We start from the raw sequence: 26,460 nt of genomic DNA, 5'->3' as shown, positions 1-26,460 counted from the left end.
ACAGATCCCGCCACCTCTCCAGGTAAAAAGGAATGCCCACTAAAATGCTCAATGTAACGTTTGTCATCTTCAACTACTTACAAATCCGGAATGGTTAAATACAAAACATTACAAGTTATGACAAAGCGATCCGTCCGGTGCTCCGCCCGGAGAGCTTCTATTCCCTCAGGTGAGGAGCTCCTCTGCATATCGATTGGTTTTCCGGTGTATTCCGGGGACCCGGCCGGCAGACCCTCGCCGTGCAGGAGGGTCCGCCCTGCCAGGTATGGAAAGCCCCGATAGATCCTCCCGTAACGCAGAGGAGAGCCCATCGAGGGCCGTACTGGGAGCACCACACCCTACGGGGCCGACTCGCCGGAACTTCGGAAGACCGGCCCTACCAACTACATTGAGGCAAAACAATGGCGAACAAGATTACGTTGAACATGATCACCCAGCGCTCCATCGAAGAAGGCGTCGCGATGGAAAAGGGCAAGACAACCCCGGAATACTTCGAGGCCTGCTCGATCATCGAGATGCACGACGACGACGTCAGAGCGCTCGGTCTGGTCCCGAACCAGCTTGTACGGGTGACGAGCGAGTGCGGAAGCGTGATCGTCAAGACCGTCAGGGGACGTCAGTCGCTCTACCCCGGTCTTGCGTTCATCCCCCAGGGTGTCTGGGCAAACCAGGTGGTTCCTCCACGGACCCAGGCAACGGGGGAACCCCAGTACAGCGGCTTTCCCGTGACGGTTGAGCCCGTCAACGGGGAGAGGCGCAAGAGTGCGCTCGAACTTGTCCAGGGGGCCGTCGGGATGTGGAGAGGTGATCAGTAATGCCAAAGAAAGTTGAAAACGTCGGATGCCCATACTGCGGCGTCTGCTGCGACGACCTTGTCGTGACCGTATCGGACGACGGAAAACAGATCCTCGAGGTGGAGAATGCCTGTGCCATCGGCAACCAGATCTTCCACCACGCGACAGGCGGCGAGAGGATCCGGCTCCCCCGCCTCCGCCAGCCGGACGGCACCTACAAGGACATCTCCTACGATGAGGCGGTCGACTACGCGGCAAAAGTACTCCACAATGCGAAGAAACCCCTGATCTACGGGTTCGGATCGACCAACTGCGAGGGCATGGCCGCCGCGGCCAAGGTCGCCGAGAAGGCGGGGGCCGTGCTCGATAACTGCGCGTCTATCTGCCACGGAAGCTCCTTTTTGGCCATATTCGACAACGGCTACCCGAGCTGCACCCTCGGCGAGACGAAGAACCGGGCCGACGTCATCGTCTACTGGGGCGCAAACCCCGCCCATGCCCACCCGCGGCACATGTCCCGCTACTCGATCTTCCCCCGCGGTTTCTTCACCGGCAAGGGCCAGAAGAGCCGCAAGATCATCGTCATCGATCCCCGGCACACCGACACCGCCCAGGTGGCGGATATCTACCTGCAGGTGCAGCAGGGGCACGACTACGAGCTCTTCGACGCGTTCCGTGCCGTCGTCCGGGGCCACGAGATCCCGGACGTTGTCGCCGGGATCAAGCGGGAGCAGATCCTCGAGGTCGCCAATATCCTGAAGAAGGCCCGGTTCGGCACCATCTTCTACGGCATGGGACTCTGTCACTCCGACGGCAGGAACCACAACGTGGACATCGCCATCAGCCTGACCCGCGACTTGAACGACTTCACCAAGTGGACGATCATGGCGATGCGGGGCCACTACAACATCACCGGGCCGGGCGCGGTCTGGTCGTGGCAGTACGGTTACCCCTACTGTCTGGACCTGACGAAGAAGGATATCGCCTACATGAACCCCGGCGAGACGAGCTCCGTCGATCTTGCCATGCGCGACGAGGTGGACGCCTTCTTCAATGTGGGAACCGATGCGGGCGCCCACTTCCCGATCGAGGCGGTCAAGCACCTCCGGAAGCACCCCTGGATCACCGTCGACCCGAACATCTGCATGGCAAGCGAGATCTCCGACCTTCACATCCCGGTGGGGATCGTCGGGGTCGAGGTCCCGGGCATCGTCTATCGGATGGACAACGTCCCGATCCAGTACCGCAAGGTCATCGATCCGCCCGAGGGCGTCATCAGCGACGAGGAACTCTTCGAGCGGATCCACAAGAGGCTCTGCGAACTTGAGGCCGAAGAGGCCGCGAAAGGGCAGGCAAAGGCCGCGCCGGAAGGCGTACGTGCGGAGGAGTGAGACATGAGCGAACTACTGATCAGGAACGGGTTCGTCTTTGACCCCCTGCAGGGTATCAAGGGCAACCGCATGGACATCGGTGTCAAAGACGGGAAGATCGTCGAGACGAGCGCTCTCAAGAACCCGAAGACGATCGACGCCGCCGGCATGACCGTTATGGCGGGCGGTGTCGACATTCACTCCCACGTGGTCGGGCCGAAAGTGAACGTCGGCCGGCTCTTCCGCCCGGAGGACAAGCTCTTCAAGAGCCCCCTCAAGCGTTGCAGCCGCATGGAGATGGGCTTCTCGGTCCCCTCAACGTTCAAGACCGGCTACGACTACGCGCGGATGGGCTACGTCTTCGTCAACGAGGCGGCGATGCCCCCGCTCCATTCCCCGCACGTCCACGAAGAAATACGGGATACCCCGATCATCGACAACGCCGCGATGCCGGTCTTCGGGAACAACTGGTTTACCCTTGAATACCTCAAGAACAACGAGATCGAGAACAACGCCGCGTATACCGCCTGGCTTCTCAGGGCAACCCGCGGGTTCGGCATCAAGGTCGTCAACCCCGGCGGCTCCGAGGCCTGGGGATGGGGGCTGAACTGTGTAAACATCCACGACCCGGTTCCCTACTTCGACATCACTCCGGCAGAGATCGTGAAGGGGCTCATCGAGACGAACGAGCATCTCGGCCTCCCCCACTCCGTGCACCTGCACTGTAACAACCTCGGAAACCCGGGTAACTACACCGATACCCTCGAATCGCTCAAACTCGCCGAGGGCTACGCCCCGAAGAACAACTTCGGCCGCGAGCAGGTGCTGCACCTGACGCACCTCCAGTTCCACTCCTACGGCGGCGACTCGTGGGGGAACTTCGAGTCCCGGGCAAAAGACGTCATGGACTACGTGAACGCCCACGAGAACATCACCATCGACATGGGCCAGGTGACCCTCGACGAGACCACGACCATGACCGCCGACGGGCCGTTCGAGCACCACCTGTGCTCCCTCAACCACCTGAAGTGGGCAAACGTGGATGTGGAGCTCGAGACCGCCGCGGGCGTCGTGCCCTACATCTACAGCCCGAAGGTCAAGGTCTGCACCATCCAGTGGGCCGTCGGCCTGGAACTCGCGCTGCTCGCAAAAGACCCGATGCGGACGTTCGTCACCACCGACCACCCGAACGCAGGACCGTTCACCCGCTACCCGCAGGTCATCACCTGGCTGATGAGCAGGGCGGCGCGTGACGCGACCATGAAGACGTTCAAGTGGCTCGATAAGACGATCGACGCCACTTCCATCGACAGCATCGATCGCGAACTCAGCCTCTACGAGATCGCGCAGATGACCCGTGCCGGGCCGGCAAAGGCGCTCGGCGTCAGCAACACCTACGGCGGGCTCGCTCCCGGCATGGATGCCGACATCGCCGTCTACGCCCTCAACCCCGAGAGTATGCCCTCCGACCCGGCAGAGATCGAGAAGGCTTTCGCCCGGTGCGCCTGGCTGGTCAAGGACGGCGTCGTTACCGTCCGGGACGGCGAAGTCGTCGCGGAACCCGCAAAGCGGACCGTCTGGGTCGACGTAAAGGTCCCGGAGAACGCACAGGTGCAGAGGGACATCTACGAGCACTTCCTCAGGCACTACAGCGTGAAGCTCGACAACTACTCGCTCTTCGAGGAACACCTCCACAACCCGCGGGTGATCGAGGTCGACGCGACAGAATGAGGTGATGATAAGCATGAAGACAGTAATCCTTACCCTGACCAACCCCTCCGAACTCCTTCTCGAGGGGCAGAGCATCACCCCGGACAACTTCGCAGGCAAGAAGGCCGCCGAGATCGCCGCCCTCGATGTCTGGGAAGGCAAGCAGAAGAGCCCGCTCGGGAAGTACTTTACGGTTGCAGGCGACGGCGGGGCGACGGCGGCCGAAACGAAGATCGTCCTCCGCGGAGACTGCACCCGTGTGAAAAGGATCGGCCAGCAGATGACTGCAGGCGAGATCGTCATCGAAGGCAACGCCGACATGTACATCGGCGGCTGGATGAAGGGCGGTAAGATCCACGTCAAAGGAAACGTCGACTCGTTCAGCGGCATCGGGATGGAAGGCGGCGAGTTGATCGTCGACGGAAACGCCGGAAGCCACCTGGGCTCATCGCCCCGCGGCGAATGGCGCGGCATGCAGGGCGGGCTGATCCGGGTCGCCGGGAGCGTCGGCAACGATACGGCCACGTTCATCAACGGCGGGACGATCATCATCGGCGGCGATGCGGATATCCACATCTCCACCCACGGCGAAGGCGGCACCGTCGTCGTCAAGGGCAACGCCAAGGGCCGTGTCGGCGGGCAGATGGTGAAAGGCGACATCTACGTCTACGGGACGATCGAGAACCCGCTCCCGGGATTTTCGATGGTCGGCGAGGTGGAGCAGGAGGTCGACGGCGAGACCGCCCGCTTCGCCCACCACATCGGAGACCTCGGCGAACGTCATCCGGTCGCGAAGGGCAAGACGGTGTATGCAAACCTCTACACCAGAATCTAACTTTTTTCTCCAGGCGAGAGTGACAGGCTCTTCGGGAGCAGGCGACCGGGCGGGCGTAACACCATGATGAGGCGCTGCCTCGCAACAAAGCCGCTTGCAGAAGTCCTGGATCTGATGCGGTCCACCTTTCCGCGTCCTGACCGGACTATCCGGGTCCCGGTGGCCGGGGCGGCCGGGCAGGTGACGGTAAGACCCGTCTACTCGCCCCTGACGGTCCCGGCAACGGATATTGCAGCAAGAGACGGCTTTGCCGTCGTGAGCAGCGAGACCATCGGAGCGAGCGCCGGGACCCGGGTTCATCTCTCAAACTCCCACCGGGTGAATACCGGGAACACGATCCCTCCAGGCTACGATGCGGTCGTCATGATCGAGGACGTCGCCGGGGAGGAGGGGGACTGGACCACCGGGAAGGCGGTGCTCCACGGTGAACATATCCATCCGGCCGGCACCGAGATCCGGCAGGGCGACCCGATCCTCCCCGCCGGACACCGGATACGCCCCTGCGACATCGGGGCACTCCTCTCCTACGGGATCGTCGCGGTCGACGTACGGAGCGTGAAGGTCGGTCTCATTCCGACGGGGAGCGAACTGGTCCCGGCAGGCGAGCGCCCGGGACCCGGTCAGGTGATCGAGAGCAACACCGCCGTTGCGGCGGCGTTGCTCGGTGAGGCCGGGGCCCTCTCGACCCGCTACGGAATCGTCCGCGACGACCCACGCAATCTTCGACAGGCCATCAGGAAGGGCATCCGGGAGAACGACCTGCTTCTGGTCTCCGCCGGGTCATCGGCGGGCACCCGCGACTTCACCGCCGGCGTCGTCGGCGATCTCGGGGAGGTGCTCGTCCACGGCATTGCGATGAAACCCGGAAAACCGGCGATCATCGGACGGATCGACGGCAAACCAGTCATAGGGCTTCCGGGTCACCCGATCGCCGCACTGACGGTCGTACGGGAACTCGCTCTCCCGCTGCTTGCGGCGTGGGGGTTTTACCCCCGACCGGCGGAGCGCCTTCCTGCCCGGCTCGCCGGAACGGTCGTGGCAGATCCCGGCTATGACGAGTTTGTTCTCCTCACCGTCTCCCGGATCGCCGACCGATATGTCGCCACCCCCCTGCCCCGGGGGGCCGGGACGCAGATGACCATGGTGCATGCAAACGCCTACCTGCACGTCCCCGCAGGCACCGGAAGCATCTGTGAGGGTACCGAGGTCGAAATCCTGCTGACCGGACCCCGGGCACCGATTCTGACGTCGCCCGAAAGCCGCGGACCCGCACCTGAATCCCCGGTGCGGGGAGACGGAACACCACTCCCGGTGAAGAACGATTCCTGACAGGCCCCCCATCCCTCACCCGTCGTTCTCGCAGGTCTCGATCAGGGTGCGGATGCGGGCCTCGAGGCTCGGGAGCCTCTCCTGGTACTCGCGTGCGAGCAGAAACATCCGGACGGCATCGCCCATCCCCCTGTGGGCAGAGAGGAGGTGGCGGTACTCCCGGGGGAAGGGATACCTGAAGTTTGTCGAGGCGACGGCGGATTCGCCGATATTGAAATCGATGAGCCGGGCGAGGCGGTCGAGGGAGAGGACCTGTTTCATCTTAAAGTGCCGCCTGATCTCCCGCTGGAGGTCGACCAGCATGCATCCGTCGAGCGAGACGTTTGCGGCCCGGAAGGCTTTCTTCTCCATATCCGCAGCAAAGACGACTATCGCCGGGATATCCCCTGCCGGGATCATCGATTCCATAAAGAGACGCAGGTCTCCAAACGCATGCCGGGCGGTTTCTTCCGCCGCCGGCACCTCATCGTCTGAGACACGAAAGGAGTGGTCGTAAGCCATCCCGTACTCGCCGCGGCCCGTGTTCGCCACGGTCGTCGAGACACCGACGGTTTTGCCGCACGGGTCGGTCACCTTCTTCCAGATCTCGACGTCGACGTCATACCGGAACTGCTCCCCGGCGTAGCGGACGCTGTCATCCTCCGGCCGGTGGACGACCGCACCGATCTCGATCGGCATCATGACCCCACGGCAGGTGCCGTAGACGTAACCGAACTCGATGTCCAGGTAGACATGCCTGTCTGCCCCGCCTGTTGCGGACTGCATTACGATAGAGATCTCTCTCCCGGGACGACGAAAAGGTTTCCCGCTTCCCCGTATCCGGCAAAGGTTTATCCGGCAGGAGGAATGCCATTCTATGGAAGAGCAGCGGGACGCCCTGCACCCGACAACCATGAGATTCTCCACCATCTGGAAAAAACTTCGTATCGGCAGCCTCCTCGGGCAGCAATATCCCGGACGCCCGGAGCCCGCCAGCCGTGAGCGTGAGGCGGAGGTGTGCGCGCTCCTCGCCCGCCCCCCGTTCGGGATAACCGATGTCGCCGATGCCGCCCTCCCCCTCTACGACCGGGCGTTGACCCACCGGTCGTACACAAACACTGGAGAGTACCCGTTAGCGGCGATCGACGACAACGAGCGGCTTGAGTTTCTGGGGAACTACATCCTTGACTTCATCATCGCCGATCACCTTTACGGCGAGTACGACCTCCCGCCGGGGGAGATGAACCGGAGGCTCCAGGTGACGAGGAACACGAAACTCGCCGACATCGTGCTCCAGCAGGGCCTCGGCATCGACAGCGCCATCCGGCGGCGGGGGCAGGTGCTGACCGCCTCCATCATCGCCGACGCGTTCGAGGCCCTGATCGGTGCTATCTACCTCGACCGCGGCCTTACCGTGGCCCGGGAGGTGGTGCTCGCGATCTTCGAGGGCGAGATCGCAGAATGCGACACCCGCAGGAACTACCGGGGAAGACTCCAGGAACACGCAGCCCGGGAGAACCTCGGCGGGATCGATTACACCTTCCGCCAGACGGGACCCGGGAGCTGCCCGATCTGGGCAGCCCGGGTGGCCGTCGGGGGGGCTTCCCTCGGTGAGGGGGAGGCACGGACCAAGCAGGGGGCGGCGATGCTCGCGGCAAAAGAGGCTCTCCGCCGCCTCGGGGAGGAGTGAAGCGGTGCAACCGGCCGGCAGGAATACAACCGTCGCGGTCGTCCGGTGCGACGATTACGTGCCTGAGGCGGTCGATGCGGCCGTCCGCCATGCGGTCGACCTCGCCGGCGGCATCGGGAGGTTTGTCTCGCCGGGAGAGAGAGTCCTCCTCAAACCGAACCTCCTGCAGGGACAGGAGCCTGAGAAGTGCGTCACCACCCACCCGGCGGTCGTCGCTGCCGTCGCACGGCTCCTTACGGAGCACGGGTGCCGGGTCGTCATCGGCGACAGCCCGGGAGCCGGGATCGTCTACAGCGAGGCGAACCTGCGGCGGGCATACGCACGCAGCGGGTACGCGGCGGTGGCCGGGGAGACCGGCGCCGTCCTGAACTACGACACCGGCTCCCGGATCGTGGCGTTCCCGGAGGGGGAGGTGATGAAACAGTTCTCCATCATCACCCCGGCCACAGAAGCCGACGCGATCGTGGTCGTCTCCAAAGCGAAGACCCATATGTGGACCCGGATGACCGGTGCTACGAAGAACCTCTTCGGGCTCATCCCGGGGCTCGAGAAGCCGGTCTTCCACTTCCGGTTCCAGGACGAGTATGCTTTCGGGAGGATGCTCGTCGACCTCAACGAGTGCATGAAGCCCCGGCTCCAGATCGTGGACGCGGTTATAGGGATGGAGGGGGACGGCCCCCAGGCAGGCAGCCCGAGGAAGATCGGGACGATCCTTGCCGGGAGCGACTACTCAGCCGTGGACACCGTCCTCGCCCGGCTCATCGGCATGGATCCGCTTGAGATCGGGAGCCTCAAGAGCGCGGCAGCACGCGGGCTTCTCGATCCCGGGGCCGTCCGGACGGTCGGCGACGACCCCGCGGAACTCGCGATCCCGGACTTCCGGAAACCCTCGACCTATGCCGGGGGCGGGGCAGGCGTCTGGCGGCGGGTCGTCCTCGCCGTCGTCCAGCGGTTCGGGAGGACCTACGCCCCCCGGCCCGGCGTTATCGCTCAATCGTGCATCGGTTGCAGGAAGTGCGAGCGAATCTGCCCCGTGCACGCGATCACCGTCACGGAAGGCAGGGCGACGATCGATCTATCGCGTTGCATCCGGTGCTACTGCTGCCATGAGATGTGCACCGAGCACGCCATCGTCCTCTCCCGGGGGCTCGCCGGGAAACTCCTCGCCCGCCTGCTCGGGTGAGACGATGAAGTCAAAACACTCATGAGTGATGGCGGCAGAGCAGGGCCCATGCCATGCCCGTTCTGCAACCCGGCCCCGGAAGAGATCGTTGTCGCAAACGACCTCTGCTACGCCCGTTACGACATACACCCGGTCACCCCCGGCCACCTGCTCGTGATTCCATTCCGGCATGTGGCGAGTTACTTCGATACGACCGACGAAGAGAAAATGGCCATAGCCCGGCTCATCGACGACTGCAGGGAACTCACCGGGCGTGAGCATCATCCTGACGGCTACAACATCGGCGTCAACATAGGAGAGGTTGCGGGACAGAACGTGATGCACGTCCATATCCACTTCATCCCGCGCTACCGGGGTGATGCCGGAGAGCACGGAGGGGGCGTGCGCGGCGTGATACCGTGCAAGCCGGAATAACAGTGGAAATCAGTCTTCCGGCATAATTCCCGATGACGGCATCGCGCCGGAGCGCGTGGGACAGCGGCAGCGGCGTCCGTCGGCCGATACCCCGGGTGCCCATTTAGAATCATTAATAATGTGAGTAGGGCATAGTTACCCTACGAGGGACTTTAGTGCAGACGCTGCTCTTCCTAATACTATTCCCCATCCTCGTCGCGTGTCTTTTATTGTTCGTGAAACGGACGACATTGCGTTACGCGGTGGTTGCCCTCTCCGCTCTCGTTATCGGCGGGGCATCGATATACCTGCTTATGCGGTATGCGTTCGAGGGCGCGGTCTACTTCACCGCGCCGTCGGAGGCGGCCAGCCTCGCTATGGTGGCCATCGAGATGGGTCTGGCGCTCTTTATCGTCTATATGGGCGCAAAGTTCAGAAACTACCTGGCAATCGCGCTGGCCGTCGTCCAGGCGGCGCTGGTGGTATACCTTGAGACAACGTTTTCGGGGAACCTTCATGCGGTCAACAACCTCTTCATCGACCAGTTCTCCATCATCATGGCCCTGATCATAGGGCTCATCGGGAGTCTCATAGCCGTATACGCGGTCAGGTACATGGAGACCTACCACCACCACCACCCCGAGGTGCGTGACCGGCAGACGATGTTCTTCTTCGTCACCTTCGCCTTCCTCGCCGCGATGTTCGGTCTGGTCTTCTCCAATAACCTCATGTGGGTCTTCTTCTTCTGGGAAGTCACCACCATCAGCTCATTCCTGCTGATCGGTTATTCGGAGACCGAGGAAGCGACGAAGAACGCCTTCCGCGCCCTGGTGATGAACCTCCTCGGCGGGGTCGCGTTCGTCGTGGCGCTCATCTTCCTTGCCTCAACCGAGGCGACGAGCGGGGGTATCGATCTCGCCCGGGTGCTTGCCTCGGGGGACGCAGCCGTCATCCTGGTCCCGGCAGTCCTGATCGGGTTTGCCGGCATCACGAAGGCCGCGCTGATGCCGTTCTCCTCCTGGCTCCTCGGGGCGATGGTGGCCCCGACCCCGGTCTCGGCCCTGCTCCACTCGAGCACCATGGTCAAGGCCGGCGTCTACATCCTGGTCCGGTTCTCGCCGGTCTTTGCCGGGACGTTCGCCGGGTTCTCCATCGGCCTCGTCGGCGCCGTGACCTTCGTCGTCGCATCCGCGATAGCGATATCGCAGAGCAACGCAAAACTGGTCCTCGCCTACTCGACGATAGCGAACCTCGGCCTGATAGCCGCCTGTGCGGGTGTCGGGAACTACATGCTCGTCTGGGCGGCGATCCTCCTGATCGTCTTCCACGCCGTCGCGAAGTCGCTCCTCTTCCTCGGGACCGGCGCGATCGAGCACCGGCTTGGGAGCCGGGACATCGAGGACATGGAGGGCCTGATCGTCCGGATGCCGAAGATGGCGGTGATGATGTTCATCGGGATCGCGGGAATGTTCCTTGCACCGTTCGGTATGCTGATCTCCAAGTGGGCGGCGATCGAGGCGTTCGTCCAGGTCCCCTTCGGCCTGGTCTTCATCGCCATCCTCGCCTACGGAAGCGCCGTCACGGTCTTTTTCTGGGCGAAGTGGATGGGCAAACTCGTCGCGGTCACCCGGCAGGCGGAGCGGGTCGAGAAGGGATTCTTCGAAGAGCCCTGGGCTCCCCTCTACATCATCACCGGCCTCGTGATAGCGACCGTCCTCCTCTTCCCGGTCATATCCTCGACGTTGATTGAGCCCTACGTCCTTGCCATATACGGGGTCACGGCGCTCCTTGCGCAGGCGAACGTCGCCATCATGCTCCTGATGATGGCCCTGCTCCTGATCCTCCCGATCTCGTTCCTCCTCTTCCGGAGGAGCGCAAAGCACCTCCCGGCCTACATGGGCGGGAGGCCCGCGACGCCGGACCTGCACTTCGCCGGGTCCCTCGGCCTGACCAGAGAGGCCCAGACACGGAACTACTACCTCACCGAGTACTTCGGCGAGGCAAAACTCTTCCTCCCGGGAATGGTGGTCTGCACCATCCTGATCCTTGCATCGTGGGTTCTCGCGGGGGTGGCGTTATGAACGGAATCATCGGCGCAGTCCTCTTCCTCATCCTCGCGCCCATCGTCGGCGGCCTCATCGCCGGTATCGATCGCAAGATCACCGCCCGGATGCAGGGGAGGGTCGGACCGCCGATCCTGCAGCCCTTCTACGACGTCGGCAAACTCTTCGAGAAGGAGAACGTCGTCGTCACCACGGCGCAGAACTTCTACGTCCTCGCCTACCTGGTCTTCATCGCCCTCTCCGGCGCGCTCTTCTTCGCGGGAGGGGACCTCTTACTGATCGTGTTTGCCTTCACGCTCGCCCACGTCTTCCTGGTCCTCGGGGCCTACGCGGTTCACTCGCCCTACAGCCACATCGGGGCGGAGCGGGAACTGATCCAGCTGATGGCCTACGAGCCGATGGTCATTCTCGCGGCCGTCGGGCTCTACATGGTTGCGAACAGTTTCTATGTCGCCGATATGGTAGCCACGACCGTGCCGGTCATCCTCTACCTCCCCGGCGTCTTCCTGGGCTTCGTGACCATTCTCACGATCAAACTCCGGAAGTCCCCCTTCGACATCTCGACGTCGCACCACGCGCACCAGGAGATCGTCAAGGGCATCACGACGGAGTTTTCGGGCTCGACGCTCGGCCAGGTCGAGATTGCCCACTGGTACGAGAACGTCTTCCTCCTCGGGTTCCTCTACCTCTTCTTTGCCTGGAACCCGGTGATCGGGGTTATTGCAGTCGCGATCACCTACCTGGCCGAGATATTCGTCGATAACGTCACCGCACGGGCGCGGTGGCAGGCAGCACTGAAGAGCGGGTGGCTCGTGGCCGGGGTTCTCGGCCTCGTGAACCTGGCGATCCTCTCCTATATGATGACTGGAGGTGTATGAGTACCATGGCATTCCTGAAGCGATCACCCTGGATCCTTCATTACGATGCGTCCAGCTGCAACGGGTGCGATATCGAGGTGCTTGCATGCCTCACACCGCTCTACGACGTGGAACGGTTCGGCATCATCAACACCGGAAACCCGAAGCACGCGGATATCCTGATGATCACCGGCGGGATCAACGAGTTGAACCGCGCGGTGGTCAGGAACCTCTACGAGCAGATGCCGGAGCCGAAGGTCGTCGTTGCGATCGGCGTTTGCGCTGCAACCGGCGGCATATTCCGGGAGTGCTACAACATCACCGGGGGCATCGACAAAGTTATCCCCGTCGACGTCTATGTCCCGGGATGCGCGGCGCGGCCGGAACAGATCATCGACGGTGTCGTGAAGGCGCTCGGGATCCTCGAGGAGAAACGGACGAAGATGATGGGGGCGGCGCAGATAAAGGAAGAAGCGCGACATGCGGCAGGTGAGAGCACATGACGGTTAACGAAGAGCAGACTACCATCAGCGTCGCACTGGAGGACCTCCTGCGAGAGGTCGAAGCGCTCCATGCCGACGGATACCGCCTCGTCCAGATCGGGTGCACGGACATCGGCGGGGCCTACGAGATCAACTACTCGTTCGATAAGGACTACCGGTTCAAGAACCTCCGCCTGATGGTCGGCCCGGATATAGAGGTGCCGAGCATCTCCGGCATCTACTGGGGGGCGTTTGTGTACGAGAACGAGACGCACGACCTCTTCGGGATTCCGGTGACCGGGATCAACATCGACTTTAAGGGGACGTTCATCAAGTCGGGGGAGAAGTTTCCGTTCAGCGTTACGAGAAGCGGAGGTGACCGATGCCGGAACGCATAGTCGTGCCGTTCGGGCCGCAGCACCCGGTGCTGCCGGAACCGATTCACCTCGACCTCGTCCTCGAGGACGAGTTGGTGGTGGACGTGGTCCCCTCCATCGGCTACATCCACCGCGGGCTCGAGCAGCTCGTGCAGAAGCGCGAGTTCACCGAGTATGTCTACGTGGCCGAGCGGATCTGCGGGATCTGCAGTTTCATGCACGCAGTCGCCTACTGCCAGGGTGTCGAGCAGATCATGGGGCTCGAAGTCCCCGACAGGGCAAGGTACCTCCGGACGATCTGGTCGGAGTACTCGCGTCTCCACTCGCACCTCCTCTGGCTCGGCCTCTTTGCGGACGGGATGGGCTTTGAGAACCTCTTCATGCGCTCCTGGCAACTCCGGGAGAGCGTGCTCGACGTGCTCGAAGACACCACCGGTGGCCGGGTCATTCAGGGCACCTGCAAGGTCGGCGGGGTCAGGCGCGACATCGGGCAGGAGAAACTCGACGAGATACACCGGGGGCTCGACTCCTTCGAGCAGCAGTGCCTGGACCTCGGCGACGTCTTCTTGAACGACGAGACGGTGAAGTACCGCCTCCAGAGGCTCGGGATCGTTGGAAAGGATGAGGCCTACGCTCTCGGGGCGGTCGGGCCGACCGCGAGAGCAAGTGGGGTTCCGGTGGATATCCGGGAGACCGGCTACGCAGCCTACGGGGACCTGGGATTCAAGCCGGTCGTCGAGACCGCCGGGGACTGCTACGCCCGGTGCGCCGTCCGGGTCAAGGAGGTCTACGCCTCCATCGACCTGATCCGGCGGGCGATCGACGGCATACCTGAAGGACCTCTCGACGTGAAGGTGAAGGGAACGCCGGACGGTGAGTACTTCTCCCGCGTGGAGCAGCCACGGGGCGAGGTCATCCACTACCTGCGGGGCGACGGCACGAAACACCTCGCCCGGGCGCGTATCAGGACGCCGACACTCGCGAACATCCCGATGCTGGTGAAGATGCTTCCGGGCGCCCAGCTTGCCGATGTCCCGGTCGTGGTCCTCTCGATAGACCCCTGCATCAGCTGCACGGAGAGATGAGAAGGATGGGAATGTTTCAGATGACAAGGACGGTTCTCCGGAACCTTGCGGGAGGGCCGGTCACCCGGCAGTACCCGGCGGTCCCGGCGCGGACCTGTCCCCTCACCCGGGGGCACGTCACGTTCGACCCTGCCACATGCCGCTCCTGCGGCCTCTGCTCACGGCGATGCCCGTGCGAGGCGATCCGCCTCGATAAAGAAGAAAAGGTCTGGGAGATCGACCGCATGCGGTGCATCGCCTGCGGCGACTGCGTCGAGGGCTGCCCGTTCGGGAGCCTCACGATGGAGCAGGATTACTTCCAGCCGGTGGTGGAGCACGTGGTGGAGCACTACACCATCACCTACGTGAAGCCCGAGAAACCCGCGAAGAAGCCGGCCGAAGAGGGCGCAAAAGAAGAAGGCGCCAGCGAAAGCGCGTGAAACAGGGGCGGGGCCCTTGAATCCCCGACCGGATCTATTTTTGACGTTCCTTTTCAGGTAACCTTCGCTACGCGAAGGCTTTGTGGTTCCTTTCGCGGCTTCACATGAATCGATGGTGCAGGTCAAGTGTTAGGCCGGTCGGCATGTGGACGCTCGTCATTTCCTCACCAGCGGATGCACCATATGAATGATGTCGTAGGTGTTGCTCGGGTATGCCCACGGGATCGCGTCCAGCGTCAGGTCATCCACCGTCAGACCGTGTTTGATCGCGAGGGCGAAGACATTGATCACCTCCTCGACGTGCGGCCCGATGAGGTGGGCGCCGAGGATCCGGCGGGAGTCGTCGTCGACCAGGAGTTTGTAGCCGACGTGCCTCTGGCCGATGCTCCGGTTCGTGAAGCGCGCCGAAAGGTCCCCGGCGTTGACGACGTAGGATATCCCCTTCTCCTTCGCCGCCTCTTCCGTGAGCCCGACGGACGCGATGGGCGGGGTCGTGAAGACGGCGCTCGGGACGACGGAGTAGTCCGCGACCCGTGCGTCCCTGCCCAGGATGTTGTCGACGACGATGTGGGCGTCCATCACCGCGACCGGCGTCAGCTGCGGGCTCTTTGGGTTCGCATCTCCGGCCACGTAGACGGCGGGGTTCGAGACGCTCCGGAGATGGTCGTCGACCACGATCCCCCGGCGGTCGGTCTCGACGTTCCCGGCGGCGAGATCAAGGTCTTCGATCGCGGAGACCCTGCCGGCGCCGTGGACGACCATATCGGCATCGAAGGTCTTCTCCTCCCCCTCCCTCCCGGCCCGCACCCGGAGGCCGGCGGCGTTCCTCTCGATAGAGAGAAGCGGCATATTCACCTGCACGTCGATCCCGATCTCCCCTGACGCCAGCACCGCCCGGTCGACGATACCGGGGTCGAACCCTTTGAGCACTCTCCCGCTCCGCTGGAGGATGGTCACCGCCGACCCGGCCCTGGCAGCGACATGGGCGAATTCGAAGGAGATGTAGCCTCCGCCGACAAAGACGATCCGTTCCGGGAGCGCCTCGAGGTAGAAGAAGTCGTCGCTCGGGGTCATGAGGTCCTCGCCCGGGACGTCCAGGGGGCGGGGGTGCGCACCGGCGGCGATCACGATGTAGCGGGCCGTGAGCACATCACCGCCGATCGTCACCCGGTTCGGTCCGGCAAACCGGACAAACCCGTGATAGGTGTGGATCCCCGCCCCCCGGAAACCTTCCTCCTTCCGCCGGGGAACAGGGTCGGTGAACGAGCGCACGAAGGCGACCAGCCGTGGCCAGTCGATCGAGACCTCCCCGGCAACCCCGTTCCCCTGCTGGTCACGGACACGGGCAACCGCCCCGGCAGCGCTGGCGAGCACCCTTTTAGGGACGCAGCCCCGGAGGGCGCACGTCCCCCCGTAGTCCCGGCAGTCGGCGATCGCGACCTCCATGCCGGCCTTCCTGCAGTGCCAGGCGATGTCGGAACCGGCGTTCCCCGTTCCAATAACGACGACGTCGTACTCCCGCTCCATGGTGAGGCCCCGGTTGCTACAGAGCGCTATAAAGGTTACCCGGAGAGACAGGACCCCTACCACCCGTACATGTCGCGGGTGACCCGGTGCGGTTCAAACTGCCCGCGGTGGAAGACCCGGACCTCGACTTCGGCTCCTTTCCGGAAGTCCCGCATCAGGAGGTCGTAGGTCCGCCGGACGTAACGCAGTCCTTCCCGGGCGAAGAGGTCCCGGAGGGCACGCCGGAACCGGATTGCCTGGTCGAGGAACGCCGCTTCGTAGGCACGGGTCTCCCGGGCAATCCGGACGCATTCGGCGTCGTCGATCGGGGTGTTGTAGCAGCCGTGCTCGTTCAAGCCGCCGATCTGCCGCCAGTCGACGGCGCCCGTCTCGTCGGCCTCCCGGTGGAGCATGTAGGGGTAGACCTGGCAGATGGCGAACCGCCGGTCGTAGATGCTGCACCTGCCGTCCTCGAGGAAGATGCAGGAGCCGTCCGGCTTTGTCCGGAGCGCGTAGCCCGAGACGTAGAACGTCCCCTGCTGGTCGCAGGCATCAAAATCGGGTGCCGGGACGACGGCGTCGGGCAGAAACGAGCGGACGCTGTTTGTATCCTCTTCCAGCAAGAAGACATGGCCGTTGAACTCCCGGGTGCAGCACCGGCCGCAACAGTCGCAGGAGAACCCCACCTCCCGTATGATCGCGATGAATTCGTCTTCCGGGAACCGGAGAAGATTTTCGCGTTCCGCTTCAAGAGCAGCAATCTCTTCGTCGAACGTGAACGTAACCGGCAGCCTCCGTCATCCTGCCCGGCACGAATGCCGGGACTCTTCACTCTGGTGTTTGACGGGGAGGTGGATATGCCCTTCGGCACCCGCCGCCTCAAGGCATTTTTCCGACAGTCGCAACGTAGATCAGGAACTGCCGTTCTCCGTCGATGCCGAGAAGCCGGTTCATCGCCGCGTCGTCAAAGGCGGCGATCGCACAGACACCGCACCTCACGCCCGATGCCGCCAGGTAGAGGTTCTGGCAGACGTGGCCGGCGTCGAGATGCATGTAGCGGTAGCCGCGCTCACCGTAGCGCCACGTCATCCGGTCCGGAACGGCAGTCCAGAGGAAGATGACGGCGCTCCTGAGGATATGCTGCTGGTTCAGGCACCCCGCCGCAACTCGCTGCTTGATTCCGGGGTCGCGCGACTCTTCGGCGAGGCGGTGCTCCAGCGCCAGGTAGCGGTAGAGTCCGGGGGGAACGTCCTCGACACGGTTGATCAGCAGGTAGGTCTCGAACGCGTGTCGTGCGCCCGCGGACGGGACCGTGCGAAGGGTGAACGTCCCGTCGACGGCCTGCCGGACCCCCTGGGTGCACCAGAGGAGGAACCCAATTTCCGCAAGCGTCAGCGGTTCCGCCGCGTAGTTCCTGATGCTCTCCCGCTGCTCGATCGCGTCCCGGAGATCGACCGCAGGAATAACAATATCGCCGGGCGCGGGCAGCGGGATGACCGTCTTCGCCTTCGTATACGGGACCTCGAGAGGAGGCGACGGGCGGCCCAGCATCTGGTCCGACGGGGGCTGGGTCCCGTACTCCGTCCCCCGCATGAACTCCCTTCCTGCCCCGCGCAGGGACCGGGGGATCGGGTTCGACATGGCCGCCCGGTGGCGGCAGGAGGTACATAACCTTTTGCCCACCGCGCACCTCCCCCCTCCCGGCAGCCTCCGGAACCCGGATTCGGAAATGTATTAGCAGACCCCGCCCAATTAATACCACTACTCTCAGGTGTTCCAGTGATCGTGACCTTCATCATATTCGTCGTCGGCGTCTCCCTCCTCGTGAAGGGAGCCGACCTCTTCGTAGGCGGCGGAAGCGGCCTTGCCCTCCGCTACAGCATCTCCCCGGCCCTGATCGGGTCCACGATCATCGCATTCGGCACCTCCCTCCCGGAACTCGTCGTCAGCACGAACGCCGCAGCCACAGGAAACTCGGGTATTGCGCTCGGAAACGTTATCGGGAGCAACATTGCAAACATCGCCCTCGTTCTCGCCCTCTGCACCTTCATCCGGCCCGGCATGATCGCCGCGTCCGGGACGTCGCGCTCCGCGCTCACCCGGCACACCGTGCTGATGCTCGTTGCGACGGCGGCGTTCGCCCTGCTCGCCGTGAGAGGCACGCTCGACGCCCTCACGGGGGGGGTGCTCCTCATCCTCTTCGTGGCCGTCCTCTTCATGCTCCTGCGGGAACGCCGCGAAGAAGGAGGGGTTGAGATCGAGTCCCACGGATGGGCCGACGCTCTCTACATCGGCCTCGGACTCGTCGCTGTCGTTGTCGGAGCCCAGCTGGTCGTCAACGGCGCTGTTGCGCTCGCGGAGATCTTCGGGATCCCGGCCTTCGTCATCGGTGTCTCGGTCGTCGCCGTCGGCACGTCGCTCCCGGAGCTCGCGACCTCGGTCGTGGCGGCCGTGAGAGACGAGGGCGCCATCTCCATCGGCAACATCCTCGGGAGCAACATCTTCAACCTCCTTCTGGTCCTCGGGATAAGCCTCCTCCTCGCCCCGGCCACCATCGGGTCTGCGTTCGATATCATCGCAGTCGTCCTCTTCTCGGTCGCGATCCTCCCCTTGCTCTTTGCCCGCCCGTCCATCGTCCGGGGCTGGTCGGTCCTTCTGCTCGTCGGTTACGCCGCCTACATCGCCTGGAGTTTCGGGGCGGTGCCGGGTGCGTGAGAGAGTCGCCACGAAAACACCTGACCGGGCCACCCCAAAAGACTTCGAAAATATTCGTAGGTTACGCAAACCTGATGCCTCGGCGGGTGCATCTCCCTCTATAGGAAGGTGAACGGATATGGGGAACTGGAAACCGGCGACAGCGGTCGCCCTCGGGTGTCTCGTGATCGCCGCGATCATCGGGACCGCACTCGCGTCGGAAGACGCAGGAGAAAGTACCTGGGGGGACTTAAGGAAATTCGCATCGAAAGAGGAGATCGAGGCGTTCTTAGCCGAGCACGCGCAGGGCGGATGGAGCGACGGCGGCTACTCCTGGGCCCCGGGAGCTACCAAACAGGAGACCGCCATGGACGCGCCTGCACCGGCAGCGACATCAGCCCCAACGGCCGCCCGCGACTACTCAACCACGAACGTGCAGGTGCAGGGCGTCGACGAGGCCGATTTCCTGAAGAACGACGGCAGGTACATCTACGTCATCTCGGGGGAGACGCTCGCGATTCTCGAAGCATTCCCGGCAGAGGATGCGAAGATCGTATCCGAAACCCGGATCGACGGGCTCCCGACGGCGCTCTTCCTTTCGGGCGACCGCCTGACGGTCTTTGCCACCGGGACAGAAGAGAGAATGACCGCCGTGAAAGGGAGTATAGCACCCGTTCCCGTCCACCGGGCGGTGACGCACGCATACATCTACGACATCGGCGACCGGAACGATCCCGAACTGGTCCGGACCCAGACCTTCACCGGCAGTTACTACGACGCCCGGATGATCGGCGACAACGTTTACGTCCTCACGCGGGAGGCCCCCCTCTGGATACGGGACGAGATCGTCCTCCCCGAGGTGCGGACGGACGGCGGCGAGCCCATCCTGCCCGACATCTACCGCCCCGAGACTCCGCTGCAGAACTACGTCTTCTACACCGCAAGCGCCTTCTCCGTCAAAAACGACAGGGGCACTCCCGACGCCGAGACGTTCCTCCTCGGCTACGACACCACCCTCTTTGCGTCGGCAAAGAACCTCTACATCGGCTACCGCTACATGGGGGCCGCCTCCTCCGGCCCGGCCGCAACGATGCCCGACTACGCCGGCAGTCGGGAGCAGACGATCGTCCACCGGTTCGCGATCGATGACGGAAGGATCGACTATAAGGCCATGGGCAGGGTTCCCGGACACCTCTTAAACCAGTTCTCGCTCGACGAGTACGGGGAGAACCTCCGGGTGGCGACGACCGTCGAGGACTGGACGCGTGAGGGGTCCTTCCAGTACAACAACGTCTACGTCCTCAACCCCGCGATGGAGACCATCGGGACGCTCGAGCACATCGCGCCGGACGAGCGGATCTACGCCGCCCGGTTCGTCGGCGACCGGCTCTACCTGGTGACGTTCAAGCGGATCGATCCCCTCTTCGTCATCGATCTCTCGGACCCGAAACACCCGGGTATCCTCGGGAAACTCAAGATCCCGGGCTACTCCGACTACCTTCACCCCTATGACGCCGACCACATCATCGGCATCGGCAAAGAGACGAGCGAGAACACCTGGGGCGGCGTCTCGGTGGAGGGACTCAAGATCGCCCTCTTCGACGTCTCGGACGTGAACAACCCGTTAGAGGTAGATACCGTCGTGATCGGGGAGGCCGGGACCGATTCGGAAGCCCTCCGCGACCACAAGGCCTTCCTCTTTGTAAAAGAGAAGAACCTCCTCGTCATCCCGGTGAGCGAGATAAAGCGGGTGGAGAACCCCGGATCGAAGTACCCCGGCTCCTACGGCACCACGACCTGGCAGGGGGCTTACGCCTACTCGGTGAACCCTTCCTCCGGGTTCACCCTGAAAGGCACAGTCGCCCACGCCGAGAAGGGACCCTCCTACAACTGGAACTCGGCCGATGCGGTGCGGCGATCGCTCTTCATGGACGACACCCTCTACACTGTCTCGGCAAGAAGCGTCGTCATGACCGATCTTACCAACGGCAGCCGGATCAGCGAGGTCCTCCTCCCCTACCGGTGGGAGACCTACCCCACCCCGTATCCGGTCTGGTGACCGGGAGGACGGTGTTTCCTCACCGCCTTGAAGATCTCCATCACGACCACGACCGATGAGGCGAGGACGAGCAGCGAGAGCCATTCGACCAGGGAAACGGGCTGCAGCTGGAGGATGTCCCGGATAACGGGGATATAGAGCGCGAGGATATGGATACCCTGCGCGGCGATGACGCCGACGATCAGGAAGTAGTTGCTGCTTATCGGGACACGGAAGGTCGAGCGGTACTCCGACCGACAGTTGAAGACCTGGAAGTTCTCGAAGAGCACCATCAGCAGGACGATCAGGTTCCGGGCGGAGAACTCGTCCCACCCGTTTGAAAGGAGCCAGTACCACGTTCCGACCGTCACCAGCGCGATGACGGTACCGGCAAGAAGCGTCTCCTCTATCATCAGCCGGTTAAAGATCCCCTCCTCCGATCTACGCGGCGGCCGGTTCATGATGCCGGGTTCGCCTCGCTCGAACGCCAGCGCCACGTCCTGGATACCGTTCGTCACCAGGTTCAGCCAGAGGAGCTGGACCGCGAGGAGGGGGAGCGGCAGGCCTATGATGAGGGCGAGCATGAAGAGGAGCACCTCGGCAAACCCGGTTGTTATCAGGAGGTAGACGACTTTGCGGACGTTGTCGTAGGCGTACCGCCCCTCCTCGATCCCGGCGACGATCGAGGAGAAGTCGTCGTCGGTGACGATCAGCGACGCCGTATCCTTGGCGACGTCGGTCCCGGAACCCATCGCGACCCCGATGTTCGCGCTCCGGAGTGCCGGCGCGTCGTTGACCCCGTCCCCGGTGACCGCGACGAAGGCCCCGCTCTCCCGGTAGGCCTCGACGATCCGGAGTTTCTGCAGCGGAGTCACCCGGGCAAAGACCCGGGCGGCCTGTACCCGGTCGATGAACTCGGAGAACGTCGCGATATCGTCGTCTCCCAGTTCCGCACCGGTGACGACCTCGTCGGGGGAGTCCGTGATATCAAGCTCCCGGGCGATGGCAAGAGCCGTTGCGGGGTGGTCCCCCGTCACCATCACCACGTCGACCCCGGCGTTGCGGCACCGCCGCACGGCGTCGGGGACATCGGGCCGGATCGGGTCGATGAACCCGACCAGGCCGAGGAGTTCGAGGGGAGGGAGCTCGGGGTTCTCCGCAGAGACCGGTCCCTCCGCGCGGCCATGAGCCACGGCAAGCACCCGGTATCCCCGTGAGGTGAGGCCGTCGAGTTCCTCCTGCACGTGGTCCGGGTCGATGGGAACACCCTCCTCCCCTCCCGCGGCCATGGTCCGGCAGAGCGGGAGGACCGTCTCGATGGCCCCCTTGACTGCCACCCGGATCTCCCCGTCCTCCCGGTACCAGACGGCAGCATACCGCCGCTCGGACTCGAAGGGGATATCGGCGACGGCAGGCGCACTCTCACGGATCCCGGCGGGGTCAAGCCCCAGCTTGTAGGTGAGCGCGAGGAACGCCACGTCGATCGCGTCGCCCTGATGTGCCCAGTCGTCCTCGCCGGTCCGCTCCAGGGCGGCTTCGTTGCTGATGGTTGCAGCCCGGGCCAGGATTTCTACCCGATCACGAGCCGAGCCGGCTACCGGGGCTCCGCCCTCATCGAGAACCTCTCCCTCACCCGCGTATCCGGCGCCCGTGACGGAGAACGACTCACCGGTCGGCAGACTGACGACCCGGGCGGTCTGCTGGTTCACCGTGAGGGTCCCCGTCTTGTCGCTCGCGATCAGCGTACAGCTCCCGAGACTCTCCACGGCCGCAAGAAACCGGACGATGACGTTCCGCCCGGCCATCCGTGACGTCGCGATCGAGAGCACGACGGTCAGGGCGACCGGCAGGCCCTCGGGGATCGCCGAGACGGCGAGAGCGACGGCGAGGAAGAAGACCTCGATTGGGGGCATCCCCTGGCCGAGGACGATGATCGCAAGCAGTCCGGTGGCGGCAAGGACGGCGATGCTGATCTTTTTGGAGAAATCTTCCATACGGAGGACAAGCGGGGGCTTGCCCGCCTCCGACGCCGTGACTGTCTCGGCTATCTGCCCGATCTCGGTATGCTGGCCGGTCGCGACCACGACCCCCATGCTCCGGCCGGTCATGATAGTGCTGCCGGCGTAGAGCATGTCCAGGCGGTCGCCCAGGGGGAGGGGGGCGCCCACGGGATCAGGGCTTTTCCCGACCGCGTGGGACTCGCCGGTCAGGAGTGATTCGTCGACGGTGAGCGACCGCGCCGTGAGGATGCGGATATCGGCGGGAACCCGGTCACCCGACTCCAGAACGACGCGGTCGCCGGGGACCAGGTCTTCTGCGGGGACGGTCGTCTCCCGCCCGTCCCGCCTCACCCGTGCACGGATCTTGAGCATCTGCTGGAGGGCCGTCGCACTCTTCTCCGCCTTCACCTCCTGGAACGTCCCGATGATGGCGTTGAGCAGGATGACAGCGAAGATGAAGGCCGCGTCGGTGACGTCGGCGAAGAGGAGGGAGATGATCCCGGCCGCAAGGAGCACGTAGATGAGCGGACTCGTGAACTGCCGGAGGAAGACCTCAAAGACCGTCGGAGGCCGCTTCTGCGGGAGGGCGTTCTCCCCGAAGACCTCCCTCCGCCGGGCGACCTCCGCGCCCGTGAGGCCCCCCGTCGGTGATGCGAGCGTTTCGGCTGCGTCGCCCGCCGGAAGGGCGTGCCATGCTGTCGTCCGGGACTCGTCAGGGGAGGGGAGGGGTTCCATGATACCATCTCACGGGTATACGCCGCAGGGTGCCGATGCCCGGGAGAATAGACATAACTGACTGTGCCGGACGCCCTGCATTCGAGGAGGCGGGACGGTTTGGCGGAACAGTTCCTCCCTGCGAGGTCCGAAATGCCGCCGACAATTATCCCCCGGAGTATGACCGGAAGGGGATCTCTCACCTGCATATAAAAACCTGCGGGCAGGTGACCCGCGAGAGGGGGTCACGCGTGGATCATCGTCAGCATCATCTTGAAGCGGGTGACGGCGTGGACGGCGTGGGGCTTTTGTGCCGGCATGATGATCAGGTCGCCCGTCTTCATCGCATACTCCGTGCCCGCGATGGTGATGAGGGCCTCCCCGTCGATGACCTGGAGGACGGCGTCGTAGGGTGCGGTGTGCTCCGAGAGGCCTTCTCCCGCATCGAAGGCAAAGATCGTGATGGTCCCGGCCTTCGTGTAGACGAGCATCCGGCTGACGATCGAGCCGGGCTGATAGGCGACGAGATCGCGTGGGTCGATGACCCGTTCGGTGAGGTTTTCTTTTTTCTCTTCGGACATACAGGTCGATTGCTCCTGCAGGGTATTCTGCTTTGCGGCCCGGGGAGGTCACGCATCCTCATCTTTTTTTCGCCCGGCATCCTATAGAGTAAGAGACCCTCTGTGTATTACCACCTCATCCTGACCGACGACTGCAACCTCTGCTGCACCTACTGCCGCGGGAAGGCGTTCACCGTCGACCCCCCGGAGCTGCCCGAGATCGCCGTCGACGAAGACCTTCCGGTCGACCTCGATATCGATCTCGCCGACCTCTATCGGTTCCTCGCAGAGGACCCGGAGGCCGTGCTGACCTTCTACGGCGGGGAACCCCTGCTCGCCGCCGACCTCGTCCGCGAGATCGTCCGCGACGCCCCGGTATCGGCGCTGATCCTGCACACGAACGGCACACTCCTCGACCGTCTCGAGCCTGCGACCGCAAACCGCTTCGACACGATTCTGGTCTCAATCGACGGTCCCGAGGGGCTCACCGATGCCCACCGCGGGGAGGGGACGTTTGGGCGGGTCATGAGGAACCTTCACCACCTCCTGGAAGGCGGGTTTGCCGGTGAGGTGATCGCCCGGATGACGGTGACCGAGGATACCGATATCGTGGAGGCCGTCCGTTACCTCACGGAGAATGACCGTTTCCCGTTCTCTGCTGTCCACTGGCAGATGGACGCGAACTTCTGGAACGACTACTCCTCGCGCGACTACGCCGCGTGGGCAGAAGAGAGTTACAATCCCGGCATCCGGTCGCTCGTCGAGTTCTGGGTGGAGACGATGCGAGAGCGAGGCCGGGTGCTCCGGTGGTATCCTTTCATGGACCCGATGGAGGACATGCTTCTATCGCGGCCGAGCATGCTCCGGTGCGGGTGCGGCCACGCGAACTACAGCATCATGACCGACGGGCATATCTCGCCCTGCCCGATCATGGTCGGGATGAAGGACTACTACGCCGGGCACATCGCCACCGCCGACCCCCTCCGCCTCCCGGTTACGGACATCGGGGGCGCCTGCACGGAGTGTGCCCTCCTCGACTTCTGCGGCGGGCGATGCCTCTACTCAAACATCACCAACCCCTGGCCGGAGGAAGGGCGGCGGATCGTCTGCGGGACGGTCAAGAACCTCTATTCGGCCCTCTCGGCGGCGCTCCCCGAGATCCGGGCCCTCATCCGCGACGGGAAGATTCAGATGGAGGATTTCGTTCACCGGAAGTACAACAGCTGCGAGATTATACCGTAAAGACGGAAATCCGGGGAAACTTACTCTTATTCGGCGGCGTCAAGGAGTTCCCGGGCCCCGTCCACCATGGTGCGAGCGGCTTTCGTCTTCGCCTTCACGATGGCATGGTTGCCGTCTTCGAGTGCCGCTTCCGCCTCCTGGTAGAGGACCTCGGCCCGGTCCGTCCGTGCCCGGGACTTTTTGACATCCTGCCCCTCGACGGCCGCAAGCTCGACCTCTTCCTGGACGGCGAGCAGGTCGCCGTAGAGTTCCTCCAGGAGTTCGCGCAACTCTTCGGCCCGTGCCAGATCCTCCTCCCGCTTCTGCCGGCCGCGCTCGCGGAGAGCCTCCCGGGCCTCCTCCTGCCCTTCGATGATCGCCTGGAGTTCGTTCTCGACGTCCCTGACCGCCTCCGCGAGCACCCCGGCAAACGCCGTCCTATCTTCGCGGGAGGACTCGTAGCCGTCATAGGCCCCGTACGCTCCGCCGGCCGCCGCACCGCCGAGTGCACCACCGATGACGTCGCCGACGTCCCGTTCGCCCCGTACGATGCCCCCGAGGAGACCGCCAAGGCCTGCCCCGGCGACGGCTCCCGCGATCCCCTTCTTGACCTCTTTGCGCTCCCGGTCGACGGTGTAGCTCACCCGGACGTTCTCCTGGTCAATGGTGATCTCCATCTGTCCCTGCTCCCCGGTATGCCGAACGTCCATCCTCGAAGACGTATCCCCGATATTCTGGTGCGTGATCTCCGTGCCCCTGAGCGCGAGCTGCGACATCAGCCGCTCCACAAAGTCCCGGTAAAGGGACGACACCCCCTGCCCGTAGTAAATAAACGCCATAGATACCCTATCCTGCTGTTCGGTTGTAGAAGATCGTGCAGTATCCGATAAAAACCTTCCCGGATGTCCCTATGGGGAACGCCAGCATAAACACCCGCAGGGAAGGGCAACGTTCATCCGGCCGAAGGATGACAACGTTGAGACAACCATGACGACCATCGGCCACATCCTCTGCAGAATCGGCCTCCACAGGTGGGGCAGAAAGCGAGGATACGACCAGTACTCCTCAAACGTCATCGAGTGGGAGCAGCGATGCGAACGGTGCGGGAAGAGAAAGCGGTGGGTCGAGACGAAGCGGGACCGGCGGTGACGGTTCTTCAGT

At 63.7% G+C, this 26,460-nt stretch carries 25 protein-coding genes; 18 read left to right on the top strand and 7 right to left on the bottom strand.

Going from position 1 to position 26,460, the window contains the following annotated elements:
* Positions 1-401 precede the first annotated feature (401 nt).
* From DIC75_RS03415 to DIC75_RS03395, 5 genes are all read left to right on the top strand, one after another.
* A complete protein-coding gene (locus tag DIC75_RS03415; protein ID WP_250986598.1) occupies positions 402-815 on the top strand; it encodes a molybdopterin dinucleotide binding domain-containing protein in 414 nt (137 codons plus the stop codon).
* Complete coding sequence (locus tag DIC75_RS03410) at positions 815-2,185, top strand: formylmethanofuran dehydrogenase subunit B (protein WP_250986597.1); 1,371 nt, start codon at positions 815-817, stop codon at positions 2,183-2,185. The genes DIC75_RS03415 and DIC75_RS03410 overlap by 1 nt, the downstream gene beginning before the upstream one ends.
* A gap of 3 nt (positions 2,186-2,188) precedes the next feature.
* Positions 2,189-3,895 carry a formylmethanofuran dehydrogenase subunit A gene (locus DIC75_RS03405; protein WP_250986596.1) on the top strand — a complete coding sequence of 569 codons (1,707 nt, stop codon included), beginning with the start codon at positions 2,189-2,191 and terminating at the stop codon, positions 3,893-3,895.
* 13 nt (positions 3,896-3,908) lie between these two features.
* Positions 3,909-4,709, top strand: a complete 801-nt coding sequence (locus DIC75_RS03400; protein WP_250986595.1) for a formylmethanofuran dehydrogenase subunit C — start codon at positions 3,909-3,911, stop codon at positions 4,707-4,709.
* A 63-nt stretch (positions 4,710-4,772) separates the two neighbouring features.
* Entirely contained in the window at positions 4,773-6,038 is a 1,266-nt protein-coding gene (locus DIC75_RS03395) for a molybdenum cofactor synthesis domain-containing protein (protein WP_250986594.1), read from the top strand.
* Between the two features lie 15 nt (positions 6,039-6,053).
* Here the strand turns inward: DIC75_RS03395 and DIC75_RS03390 are convergent, their stop codons facing one another.
* The gene (locus DIC75_RS03390; protein WP_250986593.1) at positions 6,054-6,803 is read right to left on the bottom strand and encodes a hypothetical protein; all 750 of its coding nucleotides are present in this window, start codon (positions 6,801-6,803) and stop codon (positions 6,054-6,056) included.
* Between the two features lie 91 nt (positions 6,804-6,894).
* Here DIC75_RS03390 and DIC75_RS03385 point away from each other — a divergent pair, with 91 nt between their 5' ends.
* From DIC75_RS03385 to DIC75_RS03345, 9 genes are all read left to right on the top strand, one after another.
* A complete protein-coding gene (locus tag DIC75_RS03385; protein WP_250986592.1) occupies positions 6,895-7,707 on the top strand; it encodes a ribonuclease III family protein in 813 nt (270 codons plus the stop codon).
* 4 nt (positions 7,708-7,711) lie between these two features.
* The gene (locus DIC75_RS03380; RefSeq protein ID WP_250986591.1) at positions 7,712-8,890 is read left to right on the top strand and encodes a DUF362 domain-containing protein; all 1,179 of its coding nucleotides are present in this window, start codon (positions 7,712-7,714) and stop codon (positions 8,888-8,890) included.
* Between the two features lie 48 nt (positions 8,891-8,938).
* A complete protein-coding gene (locus tag DIC75_RS03375) occupies positions 8,939-9,304 on the top strand; it encodes an HIT family protein (protein ID WP_250986590.1) in 366 nt (121 codons plus the stop codon).
* 155 nt (positions 9,305-9,459) lie between these two features.
* A complete protein-coding gene (locus tag DIC75_RS03370) occupies positions 9,460-11,364 on the top strand; it encodes an NADH-quinone oxidoreductase subunit 5 family protein (protein WP_250986589.1) in 1,905 nt (634 codons plus the stop codon).
* Positions 11,361-12,224, top strand: coding sequence for a respiratory chain complex I subunit 1 family protein (locus tag DIC75_RS03365; protein WP_250986588.1), 864 nt, complete (start codon positions 11,361-11,363; stop codon positions 12,222-12,224). Before DIC75_RS03370 ends, DIC75_RS03365 begins: the two co-directional genes overlap by 4 nt.
* A 5-nt stretch (positions 12,225-12,229) precedes the next feature.
* Entirely contained in the window at positions 12,230-12,706 is a 477-nt protein-coding gene (locus DIC75_RS03360; protein WP_250986957.1) for an NADH-quinone oxidoreductase subunit B family protein, read from the top strand.
* A complete protein-coding gene (locus tag DIC75_RS03355; protein WP_250986587.1) occupies positions 12,703-13,083 on the top strand; it encodes an NADH-quinone oxidoreductase subunit C in 381 nt (126 codons plus the stop codon). The genes DIC75_RS03360 and DIC75_RS03355 overlap by 4 nt, the downstream gene beginning before the upstream one ends.
* Positions 13,068-14,147: a hydrogenase large subunit gene (locus DIC75_RS03350; protein WP_250986586.1), complete on the top strand. Its 1,080-nt coding sequence runs from the start codon at positions 13,068-13,070 to the stop codon at positions 14,145-14,147. The genes DIC75_RS03355 and DIC75_RS03350 overlap by 16 nt, the downstream gene beginning before the upstream one ends.
* Positions 14,148-14,158: 11 nt before the next feature.
* Positions 14,159-14,566, top strand: a complete 408-nt coding sequence (locus DIC75_RS03345; RefSeq protein WP_250986585.1) for a 4Fe-4S binding protein — start codon at positions 14,159-14,161, stop codon at positions 14,564-14,566.
* Between the two features lie 156 nt (positions 14,567-14,722).
* On the opposite strand, the gene DIC75_RS03340 is transcribed toward DIC75_RS03345, so the two are convergent.
* From DIC75_RS03340 to DIC75_RS03330, 3 genes are all read right to left on the bottom strand, one after another.
* The gene (locus DIC75_RS03340; RefSeq protein ID WP_250986584.1) at positions 14,723-16,093 is read right to left on the bottom strand and encodes a dihydrolipoyl dehydrogenase family protein; all 1,371 of its coding nucleotides are present in this window, start codon (positions 16,091-16,093) and stop codon (positions 14,723-14,725) included.
* A gap of 56 nt (positions 16,094-16,149) precedes the next feature.
* Positions 16,150-16,863: a YkgJ family cysteine cluster protein gene (locus DIC75_RS03335; RefSeq protein ID WP_250986956.1), complete on the bottom strand. Its 714-nt coding sequence runs from the start codon at positions 16,861-16,863 to the stop codon at positions 16,150-16,152.
* An 88-nt stretch (positions 16,864-16,951) separates the two neighbouring features.
* Positions 16,952-17,713: a SagB/ThcOx family dehydrogenase gene (locus tag DIC75_RS03330; RefSeq protein WP_250986583.1), complete on the bottom strand. Its 762-nt coding sequence runs from the start codon at positions 17,711-17,713 to the stop codon at positions 16,952-16,954.
* Between the two features lie 138 nt (positions 17,714-17,851).
* Here DIC75_RS03330 and DIC75_RS03325 point away from each other — a divergent pair, with 138 nt between their 5' ends.
* Positions 17,852-18,787, top strand: coding sequence for a calcium/sodium antiporter (locus DIC75_RS03325; RefSeq protein WP_250986582.1), 936 nt, complete (start codon positions 17,852-17,854; stop codon positions 18,785-18,787).
* 118 nt (positions 18,788-18,905) lie between these two features.
* A complete protein-coding gene (locus DIC75_RS03320; RefSeq protein ID WP_250986581.1) occupies positions 18,906-20,825 on the top strand; it encodes a beta-propeller domain-containing protein in 1,920 nt (639 codons plus the stop codon).
* Here the strand turns inward: DIC75_RS03320 and DIC75_RS03315 are convergent.
* Together DIC75_RS03315 and DIC75_RS03310 are read right to left on the bottom strand one after the other, a co-directional pair.
* On the bottom strand, positions 20,798-23,539 hold the full coding sequence (locus DIC75_RS03315) for a cation-translocating P-type ATPase (protein ID WP_250986580.1): 2,742 nt from the start codon (positions 23,537-23,539) through the stop codon (positions 20,798-20,800). The genes DIC75_RS03320 and DIC75_RS03315 overlap by 28 nt on opposite strands.
* A 224-nt stretch (positions 23,540-23,763) precedes the next feature.
* Complete coding sequence (locus DIC75_RS03310) at positions 23,764-24,099, bottom strand: cupin domain-containing protein (RefSeq protein ID WP_250986579.1); 336 nt, start codon at positions 24,097-24,099, stop codon at positions 23,764-23,766.
* 102 nt (positions 24,100-24,201) lie between these two features.
* Between DIC75_RS03310 and DIC75_RS03305 the strand changes: the two genes are divergently transcribed.
* A complete protein-coding gene (locus DIC75_RS03305) occupies positions 24,202-25,320 on the top strand; it encodes a TIGR04084 family radical SAM/SPASM domain-containing protein (RefSeq protein ID WP_250986578.1) in 1,119 nt (372 codons plus the stop codon).
* Between the two features lie 26 nt (positions 25,321-25,346).
* On the opposite strand, the gene DIC75_RS03300 is transcribed toward DIC75_RS03305, so the two are convergent.
* Positions 25,347-26,138, bottom strand: coding sequence for a hypothetical protein (locus DIC75_RS03300; protein ID WP_250986577.1), 792 nt, complete (start codon positions 26,136-26,138; stop codon positions 25,347-25,349).
* A gap of 148 nt (positions 26,139-26,286) precedes the next feature.
* Here DIC75_RS03300 and DIC75_RS03295 point away from each other — a divergent pair, with 148 nt between their 5' ends.
* A complete protein-coding gene (locus DIC75_RS03295; protein ID WP_250986576.1) occupies positions 26,287-26,448 on the top strand; it encodes a hypothetical protein in 162 nt (53 codons plus the stop codon).
* The last annotated feature ends 12 nt before the right edge of the window (positions 26,449-26,460 follow it).

This window comes from Methanoculleus oceani (genome assembly GCF_023702065.1).
Lineage (GTDB): Archaea > Halobacteriota > Methanomicrobia > Methanomicrobiales > Methanoculleaceae > Methanoculleus > Methanoculleus oceani.
This window is presented reverse-complemented; position numbering and strand designations above follow the sequence as displayed.